Origin of the sequence: Rhodococcus sp. NPDC059969 (assembly GCF_042738325.1) — a bacterium.
GTDB lineage: Bacteria > Actinomycetota > Actinomycetes > Mycobacteriales > Mycobacteriaceae > Rhodococcus_F.
This window is the reverse complement of sequence record NZ_JBHWUF010000001.1, coordinates 1028660-1045829: the sequence shown is the minus strand read 5'-3', so window position 1 is coordinate 1045829 and position 17170 is coordinate 1028660. Positions and strand designations below refer to the sequence as shown.

The following is a 17170-nucleotide window of genomic DNA, read 5'->3' as shown; positions in this document are numbered from 1 at the left end:
TAAACCCAGACCGAGTGCCAGCGATCACACAACCGGCCCTCGATTCCACCGAATACCGCGAGAAACACCAGCGGTGACCGAAACGAAGAGGAGACGCCATGACGCTCACATCGCCGCTCGACAAGCGCGCAGAAGCATCCGACGACTCGTACAACGAGACGCTTCGACTCCTGTCCGAGGGCTCGGTGCACAAGCACTTCGACCCGTACCTCGACATCGACTGGGATTCCCCCGAGTTCGCCGTCGTCCCGAACGATCGCCGCTGGATCCTCCCGGCCGAGACGGACCCGCTGGGCGCACACCCCTGGTACCAGGCGCAGTCCGAGGCCAAGCAGATCGAAATCGGCATGTGGCGCCAGGCCAACGTCGCGAAGGTCGGTCTCCAATTCGAGAACATCCTGATCCGCGGCATGATGCAGTACGTCTTCTCGCTGCCCAACGATTCGGCCGAGGCGCGTTACTGCACGCACGAGTCCGTCGAAGAGTGCAACCACACGATGATGTTCCAGGAGATGGTCAACCGCATCGGTGCCGACGCTCCGGGCATGAGCCGTCCGATGAAGATGCTTGCACCCTTCATCCCCCTCGCCGCGGGTCCGTTCCCCGAACTGTTCTTCGTCGGTGTCCTCGCCGGTGAAGAGCCGATCGACCACATCCAGAAGAGCATCCTGCGCGCCGGCGGCCAGATCCACCCGATCATGCAGTCGGTCATGGCCATCCACGTGGCCGAGGAAGCGCGCCACATCTCGTTCGCGCACAAGCTTCTGAGCCGTCGCATCCCGCTGATGTCACGCCCGAACCGGTTTGTCCTCTCGCTGCTGTTCCCGATCGTCATGCGCATTCTCTGTGATGCCATCGTCATCCCGCCGAAGTCGTTCTGGAAGCAGTTCGACATCCCGAAGTCCGTGAAGAAGGACCTGTTCTGGGATCTGCCCGAATCGCGTCAGACCCTGCGCAACTACTTCGGTGACGTCCGCATGCTGGCCACCGACACCGGACTGATGAACCGTGCCTCGCGCGTGGTGTGGAAGGCCTGCAAGATGGACGGCCGCGCATCACGCTTCCGTAGCGAACCTCACCGCAGCTCGCACAACGCCGCCGCGTAGCTCCCGGACAGTCGAGATCGGACTCATAGCGCCATGCCACACGTAGTCACGCAGTCCTGTTGCAGCGACGCCTCGTGCGTCTACGCCTGCCCGGTCAACTGCATCCATCCGACGCCGGACGAGCCGGACTTCCTCACCGCCGAGATGCTGCACATCGATCCGCAGGCCTGCGTCGACTGCGGGGCATGTGTCTCGGCCTGCCCGGTCGACGCCATCGTCCCCGAATCGAAGCTGACCGACCCGCAACGAGTGTTTCTGTCCATCAACGCGGACTTCTACAAGGAAGAGCGGCCTCGGCCACTTCTCGCCAAGGTCATCCCGGCAGCCCATGTCGACAAGGGCCGCCCGCCGTTGCGAGTAGCGATCGTCGGTTCCGGTCCGTCCGCGATGTACGCCGCGGACGAGTTGCTGACGCAGCCCGATGTGCAGGTCAACGTCTTCGATCGCCTTCCGGTCCCGTACGGCTTGGTCAGAGCCGGCGTTGCTCCGGATCATCAGAAGACCAAGCAGGTCACCCGCCTGTTCGACAAGATCGCCGCGCAAAAGGGCTTCGAGTTCTACCTCAACGTCGAGATCGGCAAGCACATCTCGCACAGCGAACTGCTCGAAAATCACCATGCGGTGCTCTACGCAGTCGGCGCATCGTCCGACCGTGGTCTCGGCATTCCGGGTGCTGATCTGCCTGGCACGGCCTCGGCCACCGACTTCGTGGCCTGGTACAACGGCCACCCCGATCACGCCGACGACGTCTTCGACCTCTCGCATCGCCGCGCGGTCATCATCGGAAACGGAAACGTCGCCCTCGACGTCGCTCGCATCCTGACGGCCGATCCCGAGAAGTTGGCGGGTACCGACATCTCCGCTCACGCACTCGCCGCTCTGCGGAAGAGTCGTGTCGAAGAAGTTGTCATCGTGGGTCGCCGCGGAATCGCGCAGTCAGCGTTCACAGTTCCCGAGTTCACCGGTCTGATGGCACTGCCGGACATCGAACTGTCCGTCGGACCCGACGACATGGTTCTCGACTCGGCAACCGAAGAACTGGCAAAACGCGGCGAGCTTCCACACGCCGTCGAGCAGAAGTTGCGTCTACTCGAAGCCCTGAAAAACCGCGATCACGTCGACGTCGGCAACAAGCGCATCACGTTGCGCTACCTGCTCACGCCGACGTCTATCACCGGCGACGACCAGGTCAGTGGAATCGAATTCGCTCGCAACGCCCTGGTCGACGTCAACGGAACCGTGCAGATCGAGGCGACCGGCGACACCGAGACCATCGACGCCGGGCTCGTTCTCACCTCGATCGGCTACCGCGGAGTGCCCATCGCCGGCGTCCCGTTCGACGAGCGTGGTTCGGTCATTCCGAACGACCACGGCCGCGTCCTCGAGGCTCCGAATGGTGATCCCGCCACCGGCGTCTACGCAACCGGATGGATCAAGCGTGGACCGAGTGGGTTCATCGGCACCAACAAGTCCTGTGCGCAGGAAACCATCAGGATGCTCGTCGACGACTTCAACGACGGCCGCTTGACCAACCCTGTCGCCGACGACTCCGCCGTCGATCGTCTGGTTCGAGCTAGGCAGTCCGATGTCGTCGACCGCGAGGGTTGGCACTCCATCGACAAGGCAGAGTTGGAACGCGGCGCTGCACACGATCGCGTCCGCGAGAAGATTCTCGATCAAGGCGAGGTCACGTCGATCCTCCAAGCCGCAGCTCGGGTGAAGCCGGCCCGTCGATTCGGTCGACCCGTTCGCGCTCGCTGATCCACCACAGGTAAACAGCTACTTTCACGCACACAGCCCCGCCTGCAGACTCGTCTGCCCGGCGGGGCTGTCTGCGTTGAGCCGGGCGTCCCACTCAGCGAAAATTTTTGCCCGTCAGCGGCGGAAATCGTGTAATACTGCAACCTGTTCCAGTAAGCGGCACAGCGGGCCACGATCTCAGGATCAGGCGCGCCAACCAGATGAGGATTGCATGAGCGAGACTGCAACGCCGGCGCCGAACGGGAGTGTGACACCTGCAGTAGAGGGTTGGTTCACCACCGGCGACGAACCTGCTCTGATCGGCACGAAGTGCCAATCCTGCGGCACCATTTCCTTCCCTCGTGAGGCGACGTTCTGCAAGAACCCGAGCTGCTTCAGCGAGGAGTTCGACGACGTGGAACTTTCCCGCCGCGGCACCGTCTGGTCGTACACCGACGCGCAGTACCAGCCGCCACCGCCGTACATCCCGCGCTCGGATCCGTACGAGCCCTTCGCTCTGGCCGCAGTCGAGCTGCCTGAGGGCATCGTCATCCTCGGCCAGGTGGCCGACGGTTACGGCGTCGACGATCTCAAGGTCGGCAATACCGTCGAATTGGTTGTCGAGCCGCTGTACACGGACGAAACCGGAGTTCGTACGACGTGGCGCTGGAAGCCTGTCGCCGCCGATCAGGAGTCGCAGTCATGAGCAAGGACGTCGCAGTACTCGGTGTGGGCATGCACCCCTGGGGCAAGTGGGGCCAGTCGTTCGTGAAGTACGGCGTCGCCGCCGCTCGCGCCGCGCTCGCCGATTCGGGTGTCGACTGGCAGGACGTCGACTTCATCGTCGGCGGCGAGACCGTCCGCAACGGGTACGGCGGATACGTCGCCGGAGCCACCTTCGCCCAGGCACTCGGCTGGAACGGCGCTCGCGTCGCCACGTCGTACGCCGCGTGTGCGACGGGAGCCCAGGCACTCGACACCGCCCGCGCTCGAATCCTGGCCGGCCTCAGTGAGGTTGCGCTGGTCGTCGGCGCCGACACCACGCCCAAGGGCTTCCTCGCACCCGTCGCCGGTGAGCGTTGGGACGACCCGGACTGGCTGCGCTTCCGACTCATGGGCATGACCAACCCGGCGTACTTCGCGCTCAACGCGCGTCGTCGCATCGACCTCTACGGCGCGACCGCTGAGGACTTCGCCAACGTGAAGGTCAAGAACGCCAAGCACGGGCTGGCCAATCCGAATGCGCGCTACCGCAAGGAAGTCACCGTCGAAAACGTGTTGGCCTCCCCCGTCGTGTCCAATCCCCTGCACCTGCTCGACATCTGCGCAACGTCGGACGGTGGCGCCGCAATCTTGCTGACGTCGATGGAATACGCCCGCAAGATGGGTATCGCGGAACCTGTTCGGATCAAGGCTATTTCGACAGTCACGCCGACGTTCCCGCAGACGATCATGGACATGCCGAACTTCTCCACCGATTCCAGCTCCGCCGTCCCCGCTCCGGAACGCACGTTCAAGGAATCCATCGGCTACGCCGCGTACGAAGAAGCCGGGATCTCTCCCGAGGACGTCGACGTCGCCGAGGTCTACGACCTCGCCACCTCGGTGGAACTGGACTGGATCGAAGACCTCGCCCTCTGCAAGCGCGGCGAGGCCGAGCACCTACTGCGTGCGGGTGACACCAGCATCGGGGGCCGCATCCCGGTCAATCCGTCCGGCGGTCTCGCGTGCTTCGGCGAAGCCGTTCCCGCACAGGCACTTGCGCAGGTCTGCGAGCTCACCTGGCAGCTTCGTGGGCAGGCCGAAGGCCGCCAGGTCGACGGTGCTCGCATCGGCATCACCGCCAACCAGGGCCTGTTCGGCCACGGCTCCTCGGTGATCGTTTCCGCCTGACCCTGTTCTGCTTTCGTGGCGGTCGCTCACTCAACCGTGAGCGGCCGCCACGATCACGTCTGCCACTGCCCCTGGCTGTGAAACCAGCGAGGCATGCGACGTCGGGAGTTCGCTGGTGCTCGCGCCCAAGCGATTTGCCATGAAGCGCTGCGCCGTCGCCGGGATCACGCGATCCTCACCGGCGACCAGATACCAGCTCGGTGTGTTCGCCCAGGACGGCGGCCCGCCGAGTTCGAGGTTCGCCCACAAAGCCGCGGACTTCTGATGTGCCAACATCGTTGCCGCTGTCTCGTCGGAAACATCCTGTGCGAAGACGGAATGGAAATACTCGTCAGTGACGTAGCCGTCGACGTTCTTACCGCCGATCGCGTGAGGATCGTCCACGATCTTCAATCCCAACGCCGGAGGCAGCAATTGACTGCCCGGGAACCTGATGGGATCGATCGTGATCTGCACCGGCTCACCCTGAACCGGAGCAAACGCCGCGATGTACACCAACGACTGAACCTTCGGGTCGTGGACATTGGTGATCACCGCGCCGCCGTACGAGTGGCCGACGAGCACGACAGGCCCGTCGATATCCGCAACCGTCTTCTCGATCACGGATGCGTCGTAAGCGGGCCCGCGTAGAGGATTGTCCGGCACCACGACTCGATAGCCACGCGAACGGAGGTCGGCGGCAACGCCGTCCCAACTGGTCGCGTCGGCAAAGGCGCCGTGAACGAGAACGACAGTTGGCATGGGGCTTGCCACCGCGGCACCAGAGCCGAAGATCAGTCCGGCCGCAACCGTCATGAGCAACGCCAGAACTGATGTGAATACACGTGAGATCTTCATGCGTTTCCTTCACTCTCGTCGAAAAGCGAGAAACTGCGGTAAGCCGGGACATGCCCGTTTCGATCCTAGAAATACCTGGTGCGACGGACGTGACTGTCCGTGCAGACTTCTGGGCTCACACTGCACAACTTCTGGTTGAGCGTCCGCATCGCGGGGTATCAGGGCTGCATGGCTTTGCTCCTGGATACATCCGTGCTGGAGCCTGACCAACGCACGGACGCCTTTGTCGACGCGATGGGTCGTGCCTCGGTTCCGTGCGCAATCCACTTGGAGACCCCGGAACGGGTGAGCGCAAGAATGAACGTGTGGAACCTCGGTGCGGCATCACTGTTCCGCTCCGAGTCGACTGGTATGCGGTTGGCCCGAACACCACGCCACGTCCGGTCCGCATCGATGCCCGTCCTTGCGATTGCCCTGCAGGAGAGCGGGATCGGCCATCTCGACCAACACGACGAACAACGCAGAGTGCCCGCCGGTGAACTGTTGATGACGGACCTGACGTCGACCTACGATTTCTCCTGGTCGGGAGCGGGCGCTTCCCAGTGCCTCTACGTTCCGATGGATCGTCTGGGATTGCCGATCGAGACCGTCCGCGACGCAGCGACCCGGCCTCATCACAGCAATCTGTACCCCTTGATGATCGCGCACGTTCGCGAATTGTTCCGCTGCGCCGACCTGTTGGACACCGATCCCGCGGCCGAACAACTGGGTGAGGCTTCGATCGAACTCGCGCGCGCGTTGGTCACCTCCATCGCGCATTCCAATCCCGACGCTTCGGCCCCGAGATCGACACTCGCCGCGGCTTCGATCCGTCGATACATCCGCGAACACCTTCACGATCCAGCACTGCATCCCGCACGAATTGCTCACGCCCACAACATCTCACTGCGACAGCTGTACAAGATCTGCTCGGACAACGGATTTCGGATCGAGCAATGGATCATCACCCAGCGTCTGCAGAAGGCTCGCGAAGAACTTCGTGGACCGGCCACCGCCGACCTGCCGATCGCGACCATCGCGCACCGGGCGGGCTTTGTCGACGCCGGCCACTTCAGCCGACGCTTTCGCCTGGCCTACGGAATCAGCCCGACTCGTTGGCGTCAGCTCCGCGATTCAAGTAGCGCCACAACGTCTGACTGACCACGACTTTCGGCATTGTCCAACGCGGTCTTTCCTGACGCATCCCGGATCGAGGGATCTGCCCCAGCGTCGAGGAGCTGAGTGATCACATCGATATAGCGCGCGGAACCGTCGCCGTAGACAACAGCTTCGAGTAGCGCCGTCCACCCCGGATCATTGACGTGATTGACCGGGACCCCGGCAGCGATCAGCATCCGGACGGTCTCGACATGAGCGTGTTCACTCGCGGGAATCAGAGCCGTACCGCCGTAACGGTTCACGCTGTCGACGTCCGCGCCGTGGGCGAGCGTGAGCGCCAGAATCTCGTTCAATCCCTCGGCTCCGGAATACAGGAAGGCCGAATCCTGCATGGAATCCTTCGCGTTCACGTCTGCACCAGCGAGAATCAACGTGGACGCCGCAGCGACGGCGTTGTTCTTGGTGGCCTCGACGAGCGGAGTCCGATCGTCCTGATCGCGGGCTTCGATGTTCGCACCGGAAGCCAGGGCAGCGGTGATCGCTGCCGGATCATTGCGGTCCACCGCATCGAAGAGTGCCCGTTCGGATTCCGGCGACGACGGCGGCTTGGCATCTGCAGGCGGTGCCGTCGCTGACGACGACGCGGTGGTCGGCGCCACCGAGGTGTCGGAAGAACTGCAACCCACCAAGGCTCCGGTTACCGACGCTGCGATTATTCCGCCTGCGAGGACAGCTCTCGACATCCGCTTCATGGAACCAGTCTTCCACAGCCGGCCGAATGGCCCGAGAATCACAGATAGGGCGACATCTTCAACATCGATCGTCTCACCACCGGTTTGATCGCCGGAATGATCCACCGTTTCCAGCCGAGCGTGGCTGCGATGTCCGCGGTGATGTCGTCGAAGCTACGGCTCTGATACCGCAACAGCCGCTGACTCTCCTCGGTATCCACCCAGTCCGTCACATATTCCTTGCCGCTGAAAGCTCTCTCGGGCAACGGTTCCAACCCCATGGCGCGAAGCATCCTCGCCAGATAGTCACGGTAGGTCACCTGACATGACTCACCACCACCGACAAACAGCACCCGGCCCCACACCTGCGGCGTCTCCAGTGCGTTGGCGAGAGCGACGGCCGCATCATCTGGGTGCAGCACCTCGATCCTGTTGTCCAAGCCGATCTCGAACATGATGGGATCGGCCCCACGTGCGGCGATGATCGGAACGTCGGCGAACCGCGGGATGAACCACGTCAGACCGGACTCTCGCACTATGCGTTCGGCTTCGATCTTCTGGGCTGTGTAACCATCCGTCGCCTCGAGTGGATCATCCACTCTACGAGGCGGTTTCCGATCCATCGTTCGACCGTGAACATCGAATGTCGACGCAAAGAGAACTTTCGGTGGACCGCTCTGCGCCAGCGCTGCCGTGACGACGTTACGAGTTCCCTCGACATTGACCTTCGCCGCACCAGCAACGTCGAGTTCACTGGAAGGCGGAATGACTGCGGCCAAGTGAACTACGACATCTACCCCTGCCACCGCGGCCTCGACGGTCTGGTAGTCACGAATGTCGCCCCAGATCGTCTCGATCCCGTGAAAGGCGTTCGCCCGCTTGCGATCCTCGGGAGTTGCCAGCGCAAGACAACGAACGTCGTGACCTCTGCGCACGAGTTCCGTCAGAACGTGCGAACCGATGTTCCCGAAGGCTCCCGTCAAGAGCACCTTCATGATCGGATGGTGCCTCGCCCGGCGATGAGGGGAAGATCCAGCGCTGAAACGAGCCCGGCTTCGATGTCGTCGAGCATCGGAATGGCGTTGATCGCTCGCATTCCCGTCGCCAGGCAACCTCCGGTGATCGGATCTCCGTCGAGCGCCCCACGGAACGCGGTCTCCTGCGTGATGTCCGGACTGCCTTTGATGATCACGCGGTAGACGTCGTTCTCCACGGAAGTTGCTCTGGGCCAGTGTGTTGCGGCATCGTTGGTGATGCGGTTGACGTGCTCGATCACGATCTTCGCCTCGTCACCCACCCAACCGCGGATCTCGAATCGCACTGCGGCACATTGACCGGGTTCGATGACACCGAACGGATACGTGATCGGCTCGGTGGCGGCCCACTTCTCGTACACGGTGTCGATACGGTCCAACTTGACTCCGACGGCGTCGGCGATCATCGGAATGGTGTGACCCCAGGCGAAGATCAACACCTCGGGAATCTCGAGTACCGCCGGAGTATCGACCGACACGCCGATTCCCATCGTGGAGCTGTAGTCGCCTGCATAGTTCGCGTAGTCCAACAGTTCCTGCACGCGGACGCTGTCCACCCGGCCACAGACGCCCATGAGCGTCAACGGGAAGAGATCGTTGGCAAATCCCGGATCGATTCCCGTGGTGAAGCACGACTTTCCGCTTTCACGACAAGCCTTTTCGAGGTCCTCCAGCATTTCTTTCGGGCACACCTGCGGGTAGACCAACGGCGTCATCGACGTCGACACCACATGCTTACCTGACAGCAGAGAGCGAGACATGTTCGCGATGTTCTCGACGGCGAATTCAGCAGTCGGACCGAAGTATGCAACCGCGTCAGCATCGACGGCGAGTGCTGCCTCGCTGTCGATCGTGGCGGCCAACCCCACCGGCTCGACTCCGATGAGTGTGCCGACGTCGACGCCGTCCTTCTCCGGGTTGTGCACGATCACGCCGACCAGTTCGAATTCGGGATGATCGAGCAGTTCGCGGATGACCAACTTCCCCACGACGCCCGTTCCCCAGACGATGACCTTGTGTTTCATTGCAGTACAGTCCTTTCCAGAGCAGAGTCAACAGATGGTGTATCGACGATCAGCGGAAGAACTCGCCGCCGTTGACGAACAGCGTCTGCCCGGTCAACATTCGCGCGCGATTGGACGCGAAGAAGACCACGGCATCCGCTACGTCGTCGTCTGCCGGGATTTCACCGAGCGGCATGTTCTTGCTGATCTCGGCGATGATGTCTTCTTCGGGGACCCGACGGTCGGCCGCCGCGAGGCCGACGTAAAGCTGTACCGGTGGTCCCCACATCCACGTGGGAACTACGGTGTTAACACGGATTCGATACTGTCCCAGTTCTTTTGCCAGCGACCACATCGCTGCGTACAGCGCACCCTTGGACGTCGCGTATGCCGATTGGGGCAACTGCGGATGAAACATGGCCTGCGAGCCGATCATGACGACAGAGCCGCCGCGCTTCTTCAATTCGGGCAACGCCGCCTGCGTCAAAGTGAGAGTTCCGATGACGTTGACGTCCAGCATCGCCTTCCAGGCACTCAGATCAGCGCCTTCGAGTCCGCCGAACACGTCTTCCTTGGCCGCGACGTTGACCAGCGCATCCACCCGGCCGAAACGTTCGGTGGCAGTATCGATCAAGCGCGAGCACGACTCCGGATCGGCGATGTCCGTCACCGAATAGGCGACGCGAGCGCCGGTCGGATCGATCTCCTCGCAGACGGACTTCAAATTCTCTTCGGTTCTTGCGCCGAGCACCACATTGGCCCCGTCACGGACTGCAGCCAAAGCGATTTCACGCCCCAAACCGGTTCCGACACCGGAAACAACCACGGTCGAATCTTCGAGCAATTGAGTCATGACGCGCACCTCCACAGGGCACCCGAGGGATAACGTAACGCCGTGTTACGAATATGGAGAAACGTAACACTGCGTTACGCTATTCACAATGGATTTCGAAGAAGTCACCCCGGACATCGTCACCCCAGACGAAGACACCGAACGGCTACGCGGGAGGCCCCGCGATCCCGCCATCGGTGATTCAGCCCTGGCCGCAGCACGCGAGTTGCTGGCCGAGGTCGGCTGGGACAAAACGACGATGGTGGCGATCTCCGAGCGCGCCGGCGTCGGCAAGCCCGCCCTGTACCGTCGGTGGCCGTCCAAGACCCACCTGGTTTTCGAAGCAGTCTTCGGTTGGGTCGACGAGCCTCCGCCCGTCGCCGACGCCACCGACCCCGAAGAATGGGTACGGGCTTCGTGCAACTACACCCTGGAACTCTTTGCAAAGCCGGAGGTGAAGGCCGCATTGCCGGGCCTGCTCTCCGCATTCGCCGAGCGCGGCGACCTGCCGTCGACATTGTGGTCGGAGTTCGGCGGCCCCGGCATCGCCATGCTCGCGCAGATGCTGAACCGCGGCGACGGTGATACCGACGCGATGCGGGACGCTCAGGCAACGATGCTGTTCATCGTCGGCGGCACGATGGTCCTGAGAATGCTGATGCCCGAGGACGAATCCGCACCCCTGGTCGAACGAATGCCGGACATATTGCTCCATGGCGTCACGCCGAAGGACCAGGACATCACCTGAGCGCGGTAGAGCCGAACGGACGATTCGTGGAGTTCGAAATCGGGACTCGCTAAATCAGGGACTTTGGTCCGAATTTTTGATTTGGACGCTTAACAAGTGTCCGAATTGGGTAGTTTCACATCATCTAACTCGTTCAAAATGTCGATCCAGCGGTCACGTCCAGTGCAGCCAGTCGAACAGGAGTCGGATGAGCAGCCCATTTCGTGATGCCGCTGCACTAACGCTCGACGCGTCTCACCGCGTCGGGCAAGCGCACGTGCCAGGTGCCGTACTCAACGGTCGTTTTCACCCGCCATCTGCCGTCAAAGGACTGGTCCCGCGTCCGCGCCTGCATCGCAAACTCACCGCCTCCACTGCCACCACAGGCTCAGGACCCGGGCCCGTCGGACTGCTCTCGGCTCCGGCCGGGGCGGGGAAGACCTTGCTGCTGGCCGATTGGGCTCGCGAATATTCGCGAGCCTCCCCTGATGTTGCGCTGGCCTGGCTGACACTGGCCGAGCGCGACAACAACGTGTCGATACTGTGTGAATCCCTCGCCGAGGCGATCGCGACATCCGTCGACACGTCAGGCCAGAGGCTTCCCGCGCAGACGGGATCCAGGCCACCTGTCGATCAATGGCTCGCGCATTTCGCGGAAACCCTCGAAACGCATGAGCGCCGAACAACGTTGATCCTCGACGACGTTCACACCCTCCACGATCCGATGTCGATCAGTCTGCTCGATCGAATACTCATCCAGACGCCTGGCAACCTGTCGATCGTCGTCGCCGCCCGCTACGAACCACCGCTCACGTGGCATCGCCTGGCTCTCGACGGCCGACTCACCCGCTTCGCATCCACCGATCTTGCTTTCGATCGCTCCGAGATCACCGCGATATTCGGTGAGTACAACATCACGCTGGGCGACGACGAGCTTGCAATCGTCGAGAACTTCACCAAGGGGTGGGGCGCCGTCGTTCGCCTCACCGCAGCGTTTCTGGCGGGCCGCAGCGACATCGGCGATGCGCTCGACGAGTTCACGCACACACCCCGCCCGATCGCAGACTTCCTCGTCGACGAGGTACTGACGTCCTTGCCCGAACATGTCACCTCGTTCATGTTGCGGACATCGGTAGTCGATTCTTTCTCCGCCCAACTGGCGGAAACTCTGACCGACTCGAACGCGCGATCCGAGATCGACTCGCTGATTCAGTTCAACTTCCCTGTGACCCGCACCGATTCGGCCGATCACACAACGTGGTTCAGTTATCACCCGCTGTTGCGCGAACATCTTCGGGCAGAGTTCCGTCGCGTCGATCACGACGAGAGAAACCGCGCACACCTGCGAGCCGCGTCCTGGTTCGAAAGCAATCACCTCGAACTCGAAGCGCTCGAACTCGAGGTGTCGATCGGCGAACCAGTCCGCATTATCGCGTTTCTCGAACGCTGCGGGCTGGGCCTCGTACTCGACGGGCACTGTGGAGACGTCGTGCGAGTCCTCGAATCCGTGTCGACGCAGGTCTCTGAAGCCCCGATCACCCGGCTGGTGCTGGCGGCGGCCGCCCTCCATTCCGGTGACGTCACCTCGGCGACGACGTGCCTCGATCTTCTCGAAGCCACTCATCCACCGATTGCAGACGACCCACTGTTTCAGGCAATGAGCCTGGAAATATCCTGCGTTACGGTAACTTCCGACAGCGAGCCGCTGGCGTCACGTCTGGAGCAGCGTCAGAACAGCACGCACTCCGACGTCGAAGCCTACGCACACATGGAGTTGGCGACTGCGCACTTACTTCGACGTGAGTTCGAAAGGGCGACTGTCGAATACACTCAAGCCGTCGCACTCGGGACGCTGCGGGGCAGGGCGCGATTCGTCTTGAAGTCGCTGACCGGACTGGGCTACGTCGCTTCCCTCAGCGGCGACATCGGGGCCATGAGGGCTCACTCCATCTACGCTCTGGACTACGCGGTCGAACATCGCATCACGACGACTGCGGAGTACGAGTTGTCCGCGTCGGTGGCCGCCTTTGCTGCATATCTCTGCGCTTCGAGTGAGCTTCCGTACCGCATCCCGACGATCGGAAACTACCGGAGCACAGACGTTCTCGGCGCCAGCGCGCCGGCATTCGGGTGGCACTCCGTCGTAACCTTCGGCCTTCACAGTCTCGACGGCTCGACCGACCGACGCTCGACCGACCGACGCTCGACCGCCGCCGATGTCCGCGACGCGATGCTCAGCGCGATCGAATTACGTACTTTCGCGTTCGCGACCTTGGCTCTTCTACCGCCCGTCGTCAACGCGTGCCTTTCCGTCGGCGAAGTGGAATGGGCAGCCCGACTCGTACGGGATGCGGCCGATCGGTTCGGCGAGACCGCGGAGATACATCTCGCGCGGGGTGCCGTCGCCTTCTCGTCCAACAAGTTCGCGGAAGCACTCGCCGAAGTTTCCGAAGCTCTCGGGTCCTCCGAAATCCCGCTGCTCGCACATCACGTCTACGTCTGGACACTCGAAGCCGGGATCCACGCTGCAACAGGTCACGAGCGCAAGTCGTTTCGTTCCCTTCACAAAGCTCTACGCGCCGCGGAAGCCGGTAACTTGCTGCGTCCCTTCCTCGACTATGGCCCATCCCTGCGGCCGGTGTTCGACGAGTTCAGTGGGCATTTCGGTGATCAGGAAACATTCGCCGAACAGGTACGCAACCGCATACGTCCACAAGAATTGGTGAGTGCACCGATCCTCACCCCGGGCGAATACACCGTGCTGCGTGAACTCGCTTCGGGAGACACCACCGAGTCGATTGCCGACACGCTGTTCCTGTCCGTCAACACCATCAAGACGCATCTTCGTGGGATCTATCGCAAGTTGGAAGTGAGCAACCGACGCGACGCACTCAAGGCTGCGCGACGCGGCGGACTCATCTGAGCAAGACTGCCTTCATGCCCCCGAAGCTGTATTCCGATACGCGCGATCGACTGACCGTGTGGGCTAGAGGCACACCGAGTCGACGGTTGGCGACCGATGCAACCATCGGGGTCTTCGAAGTCGGACTCGTGGACAGCGCCATGACGTTGGCGGCCCAGGCCTTCACGTCCTTGCTGCCGGTCATGATCGCGGCGTCCACTCTGGAGCAGCTCAAGCCGTTGGCCGATGCCGCCAAGGATGACCTCGGCGTCCAACTCCCCAACGCCGAAATCACCAGCACCTCCACTGCTGCGGCTTTCGGGATCGTCGGCTTGCTCATGCTGCTGATCAGTTCCACGTCCTACGCGCGCGCTCTCGGCCGCATGTACGGGCGTATCTGGAGCGTGCCGACCGCGACGCTTCGTCAGGCGTGGCGATGGATCGCTGTCGTCTTCGTCGTGGCCGGGTCGGTGGTCGGCGCGGCCCTGTGCCGAGAACTGAACAGCGTTCCGGGAGTGGGCAATCTCCTGGAATTTTTTGCGGTCTATGTGGTGTGGGCACTCGTCTGGACCGCCGTGCCCATGCTACTGACGGCAAATCGCATGACCACTCGCATGTGCGTCGGGTCCGGACTGCTCACCGCGACGGGTCTGACCGGCCTGCACGTGGCCGGCACTCTTTTCCTGCCGCGGATGACCAAGACGTCTCAGGACGAGTTCGGTCTCCTGGGCGTGATGTTCACCGTCATCGGCTGGCTGTTCATCTTCTCGGCCATCGTGGTTGTCGCGTCGTCGATCGTCGGATCAGTGGCCAAAGATTCCGGTCCGCTGGGAATCTGGCTGCGAACCTCACGCTGAGGTGTTGTCCCGACCTGCAAGCGCTTGCGAGACAGTCGGGTAGACGTCGACCTTCAGCGCGCCCTGGTCGGCGCCGGACAGAACGTCGCGGAATTGTCCGATGTCGCGTGCCACACGGAAACTCACATTCTTGCGAGCCAACGAATCTCGAAGCTGAGCCAGCATCTGGGCCGCGCTGACATCGATGAACGGTGACGTCTCGGCGTCGAGGACGACCATGGTGGTGCCGGCAGTCACCAAGCCGGTGATCTGATCACGCACGTGGTCGGCATTGGCGAAGAACATCCCCGCTTCAACCCTGACCACTACGACGCCGTCGAGTGTCTTCAGATCAGGATGACTGCTGGTGTCGACCCACCGCGTGCCGTCCTTGGCCAGAGCGGCCACATGCGGTTTGGAGACTCGATACAGGAGCAGCAACATCGAGACGGCGATTCCGATGATCAATCCGGGCAAGGTGTCGAACAGCAGGACTCCGAACATCGCCGCGATCGCCGCGGCGAAATCGGCCCGCGCGGCGTGCCCGTAGATGCTGCCCAACCGCTTCGTCCACACCCGGTACAGCGCTGCGAGAGAAGAGAAATCGACCAGTTCGATCACCGCTGCGATGACCACCGCCGAGAGCGTCGCCTCTGGCAACTTCTCGAACAAGCCGGTGAGAAACAGCAGTGTGACCAGAGTCAGTGCTGCAACCACCAATCCACTGACCTGAGATTTGGCCCCCGCTCCCCCGTTGACAGCAGTCTTCGAAAGGCTGCCGTTGACCACCATTCCCGAGCAGAGGCCCGATCCCAGGTTTGCCGCACCCAGTCCAGCCAGTTCACGATTGGCGTCGATTGTGTAACCGGCCTTGGCCGCGTATGTCTTTGCAGCGCCCAGACCTTCCGCAAATCCGATGAGAAGAACGCCCACAGCCGGTCCGACCAGATCGAGGTAGTCCTCAGCTCCCACACCGCTCGGCAGACCCATCGACGGCAGGCCCGAGTCTATGTGTCCGACAATGTCGATGCCACGATCGTCGAGGCCGAACAACGCTACTGCGGTAATGCCCAGCAGCACGACGAGGAGCGAACCCGGTACGAGCGGAAGCCATCTCTTGACGCCCAGGACCATTGCCAGGCTGAGCAATCCGATGATCACGGTCGGTCCGTCGACCTCGCCCAGTTCCTTCACCACTGTCCACGCCTGGACGAAGAAGTTTCCCTCACCTTTGTCCACGCCCAGAAGTTTGGGCACCTGACCGATGATGATCGTGAGCGCCAGACCGACGATGAACCCCTTCAGAACCGGTTCGGAGATGAAGGAGGCGATGAATCCGAGACGCATGAATCCCGCCAAAAGCCCGACGAGCCCGGTCACTATCGCCAAAGCCGCAGACAGCGCAATGAATCGTCCGTCGTTTCCTGAAGCCAATGGTGCGATCATCGCCGCGGACAACGCTGCGGTCGCCGACATCGGCCCGACGATCAGATGGCGCGAACTGCCGGCCGCTGCATACAGAATCAGCGACGGCACCGCAGCATAAAGTCCGACCACCGGTGGAACTCCGGCGATGGTGGCGTAGGCGAGCGCTTCCGGGACAAGGACAGCCCACACCGTAAGGCCCGCAATGATGTCGGGGCGAAGCCAAGCGCGTTGGTAGTCGGACAGCGATCCGAAAACCCACCACGTCCGTGTATGCGGAGCACTCATAGTCCTTGCACCCCTTTACTGATCTGCATCGCCGCGATCAGGACGAGGAGCCCGACGTTCAGCAAGTGCGTGTTGGTGGCTATCCAGCTGCGGATCTTCTGCAACGGTTCGGTTGCCTCCTCTTTCTTGATCAGTAGGAGGGCGACGGGCACCGCAACCGAGGTCACGGACACCAGCGAGAAGATCACGGCCGAGACGATCTGCGACGTGGGCGCCACGGTGCTGAGACGAAGGTTCATCGCTGCTGCGATGGCACACGACATGTCGATGGGGTTGAGAACGAACAGCGCGAAACCGAGCACACCGGATCGCATTGGTTGGAAGTGCTCAACCGATTGCAGCATCTTCGGCAGCTGAGGGGCCGCAGCCACAACGTCGCCAGGGGCAACTGCAGCCGCCATCGCCTGGACGCCGCGGCGGCTGCGCGAGTAGACGAACCAAGCTCCCGCCAGCAGCGTCGCCCCGAGAACGAGATGGAGGATGGGGACCCACAGCGGCGGGTGTGTGCGCTGGTGAACTTGCAGTGCGGTCAAGATGATGTACGAACCGGCCAGCGCGACAACTATTCCGAGATACCACCCGATCAGGTACGCAATGCTGTTGACACGCGCTCGTTCGGAAAAGAGCACGGCGACAACGGCGACAACCGCCAGCGGGCTCATGATGATCCCGAGTGCCAGCGGGATCTGTTGCAGTAGCAGCGATCCCATAACCACC

Annotated in this window: 15 protein-coding genes; 8 read left to right on the top strand and 7 right to left on the bottom strand. The window is 62.2% G+C overall.

All coding sequences use genetic code 11. From position 1 onward, the window contains the following. The first annotated feature begins 98 nt into the window (after positions 1 to 98). The 4 genes from ACFWAD_RS04735 to ACFWAD_RS04720 all read left to right on the top strand — a co-directional run bounded on the left by ACFWAD_RS04735 (position 99) and on the right by ACFWAD_RS04720 (position 4739). The gene (locus ACFWAD_RS04735; protein WP_378541762.1) at positions 99 to 1106 is read left to right on the top strand and encodes a diiron oxygenase; all 1008 of its coding nucleotides are present in this window, start codon (positions 99 to 101) and stop codon (positions 1104 to 1106) included. A gap of 33 nt (positions 1107 to 1139) precedes the next feature. Next, on the top strand, positions 1140 to 2867 hold the full coding sequence (locus tag ACFWAD_RS04730) for an FAD-dependent oxidoreductase (RefSeq protein ID WP_378541760.1): 1728 nt from the start codon (positions 1140 to 1142) through the stop codon (positions 2865 to 2867). A gap of 211 nt (positions 2868 to 3078) precedes the next feature. Then, positions 3079 to 3552, top strand: a complete 474-nt coding sequence (locus ACFWAD_RS04725) for a Zn-ribbon domain-containing OB-fold protein (protein WP_378447555.1) — start codon at positions 3079 to 3081, stop codon at positions 3550 to 3552. Then, a complete protein-coding gene (locus ACFWAD_RS04720) occupies positions 3549 to 4739 on the top strand; it encodes a lipid-transfer protein (RefSeq protein ID WP_378530612.1) in 1191 nt (396 codons plus the stop codon). The genes ACFWAD_RS04725 and ACFWAD_RS04720 overlap by 4 nt, the downstream gene beginning before the upstream one ends. A 30-nt stretch (positions 4740 to 4769) precedes the next feature. Here the strand turns inward: ACFWAD_RS04720 and ACFWAD_RS04715 are convergent, their stop codons facing one another. Further along, positions 4770 to 5576, bottom strand: a complete 807-nt coding sequence (locus ACFWAD_RS04715) for an alpha/beta fold hydrolase (RefSeq protein WP_378541758.1) — start codon at positions 5574 to 5576, stop codon at positions 4770 to 4772. A gap of 99 nt (positions 5577 to 5675) precedes the next feature. On the opposite strand from ACFWAD_RS04715, the gene ACFWAD_RS04710 reads away from it, so the two are divergent. Then, on the top strand, positions 5676 to 6716 hold the full coding sequence (locus tag ACFWAD_RS04710) for a helix-turn-helix domain-containing protein (RefSeq protein ID WP_378541756.1): 1041 nt from the start codon (positions 5676 to 5678) through the stop codon (positions 6714 to 6716). Here ACFWAD_RS04710 and ACFWAD_RS04705 read toward each other — a convergent pair. Genes ACFWAD_RS04705 through ACFWAD_RS04690 form a run of 4 tightly spaced genes read right to left on the bottom strand, consistent with a single transcriptional unit; the run spans position 6677 to position 10296 of the window. Further along, on the bottom strand, positions 6677 to 7426 hold the full coding sequence (locus ACFWAD_RS04705) for an ankyrin repeat domain-containing protein (protein ID WP_378541754.1): 750 nt from the start codon (positions 7424 to 7426) through the stop codon (positions 6677 to 6679). The two genes, ACFWAD_RS04710 and ACFWAD_RS04705, sit on opposite strands and share 40 nt — an antisense overlap. 38 nt (positions 7427 to 7464) lie before the next feature. Next, on the bottom strand, positions 7465 to 8400 hold the full coding sequence (locus ACFWAD_RS04700) for an NAD-dependent epimerase/dehydratase family protein (protein WP_378541751.1): 936 nt from the start codon (positions 8398 to 8400) through the stop codon (positions 7465 to 7467). Beyond that, positions 8397 to 9464 (bottom strand): dihydrodipicolinate reductase, encoded by a 1068-nt coding sequence (locus ACFWAD_RS04695; RefSeq protein ID WP_378541749.1) that lies wholly within the window; start codon positions 9462 to 9464, stop codon positions 8397 to 8399. The genes ACFWAD_RS04700 and ACFWAD_RS04695 overlap by 4 nt, the downstream gene beginning before the upstream one ends. 49 nt (positions 9465 to 9513) lie before the next feature. Further along, positions 9514 to 10296, bottom strand: coding sequence for an SDR family oxidoreductase (locus tag ACFWAD_RS04690; RefSeq protein ID WP_378541747.1), 783 nt, complete (start codon positions 10294 to 10296; stop codon positions 9514 to 9516). A gap of 88 nt (positions 10297 to 10384) precedes the next feature. Here ACFWAD_RS04690 and ACFWAD_RS04685 point away from each other — a divergent pair, with 88 nt between their 5' ends. The 3 genes from ACFWAD_RS04685 (at position 10385) to ACFWAD_RS04675 (ending at position 14761) form a co-directional block, all read left to right on the top strand. Next, a complete protein-coding gene (locus tag ACFWAD_RS04685) occupies positions 10385 to 11023 on the top strand; it encodes a TetR/AcrR family transcriptional regulator (protein WP_378541745.1) in 639 nt (212 codons plus the stop codon). A gap of 187 nt (positions 11024 to 11210) precedes the next feature. After that, positions 11211 to 13925: a LuxR C-terminal-related transcriptional regulator gene (locus tag ACFWAD_RS04680; protein ID WP_378541743.1), complete on the top strand. Its 2715-nt coding sequence runs from the start codon at positions 11211 to 11213 to the stop codon at positions 13923 to 13925. 14 nt (positions 13926 to 13939) lie between these two features. Beyond that, positions 13940 to 14761, top strand: a complete 822-nt coding sequence (locus ACFWAD_RS04675) for a hypothetical protein (RefSeq protein ID WP_378541741.1) — start codon at positions 13940 to 13942, stop codon at positions 14759 to 14761. Here ACFWAD_RS04675 and ACFWAD_RS04670 read toward each other — a convergent pair. Then, entirely contained in the window at positions 14753 to 16453 is a 1701-nt protein-coding gene (locus tag ACFWAD_RS04670; RefSeq protein WP_378541739.1) for a SulP family inorganic anion transporter, read from the bottom strand. The two genes, ACFWAD_RS04675 and ACFWAD_RS04670, sit on opposite strands and share 9 nt — an antisense overlap. Continuing rightward, positions 16450 to 17163 carry a GAP family protein gene (locus ACFWAD_RS04665; RefSeq protein ID WP_378541737.1) on the bottom strand — a complete coding sequence of 238 codons (714 nt, stop codon included), beginning with the start codon at positions 17161 to 17163 and terminating at the stop codon, positions 16450 to 16452. Before ACFWAD_RS04665 ends, ACFWAD_RS04670 begins: the two co-directional genes overlap by 4 nt. Between the last annotated feature and the right edge of the window lie 7 nt (positions 17164 to 17170).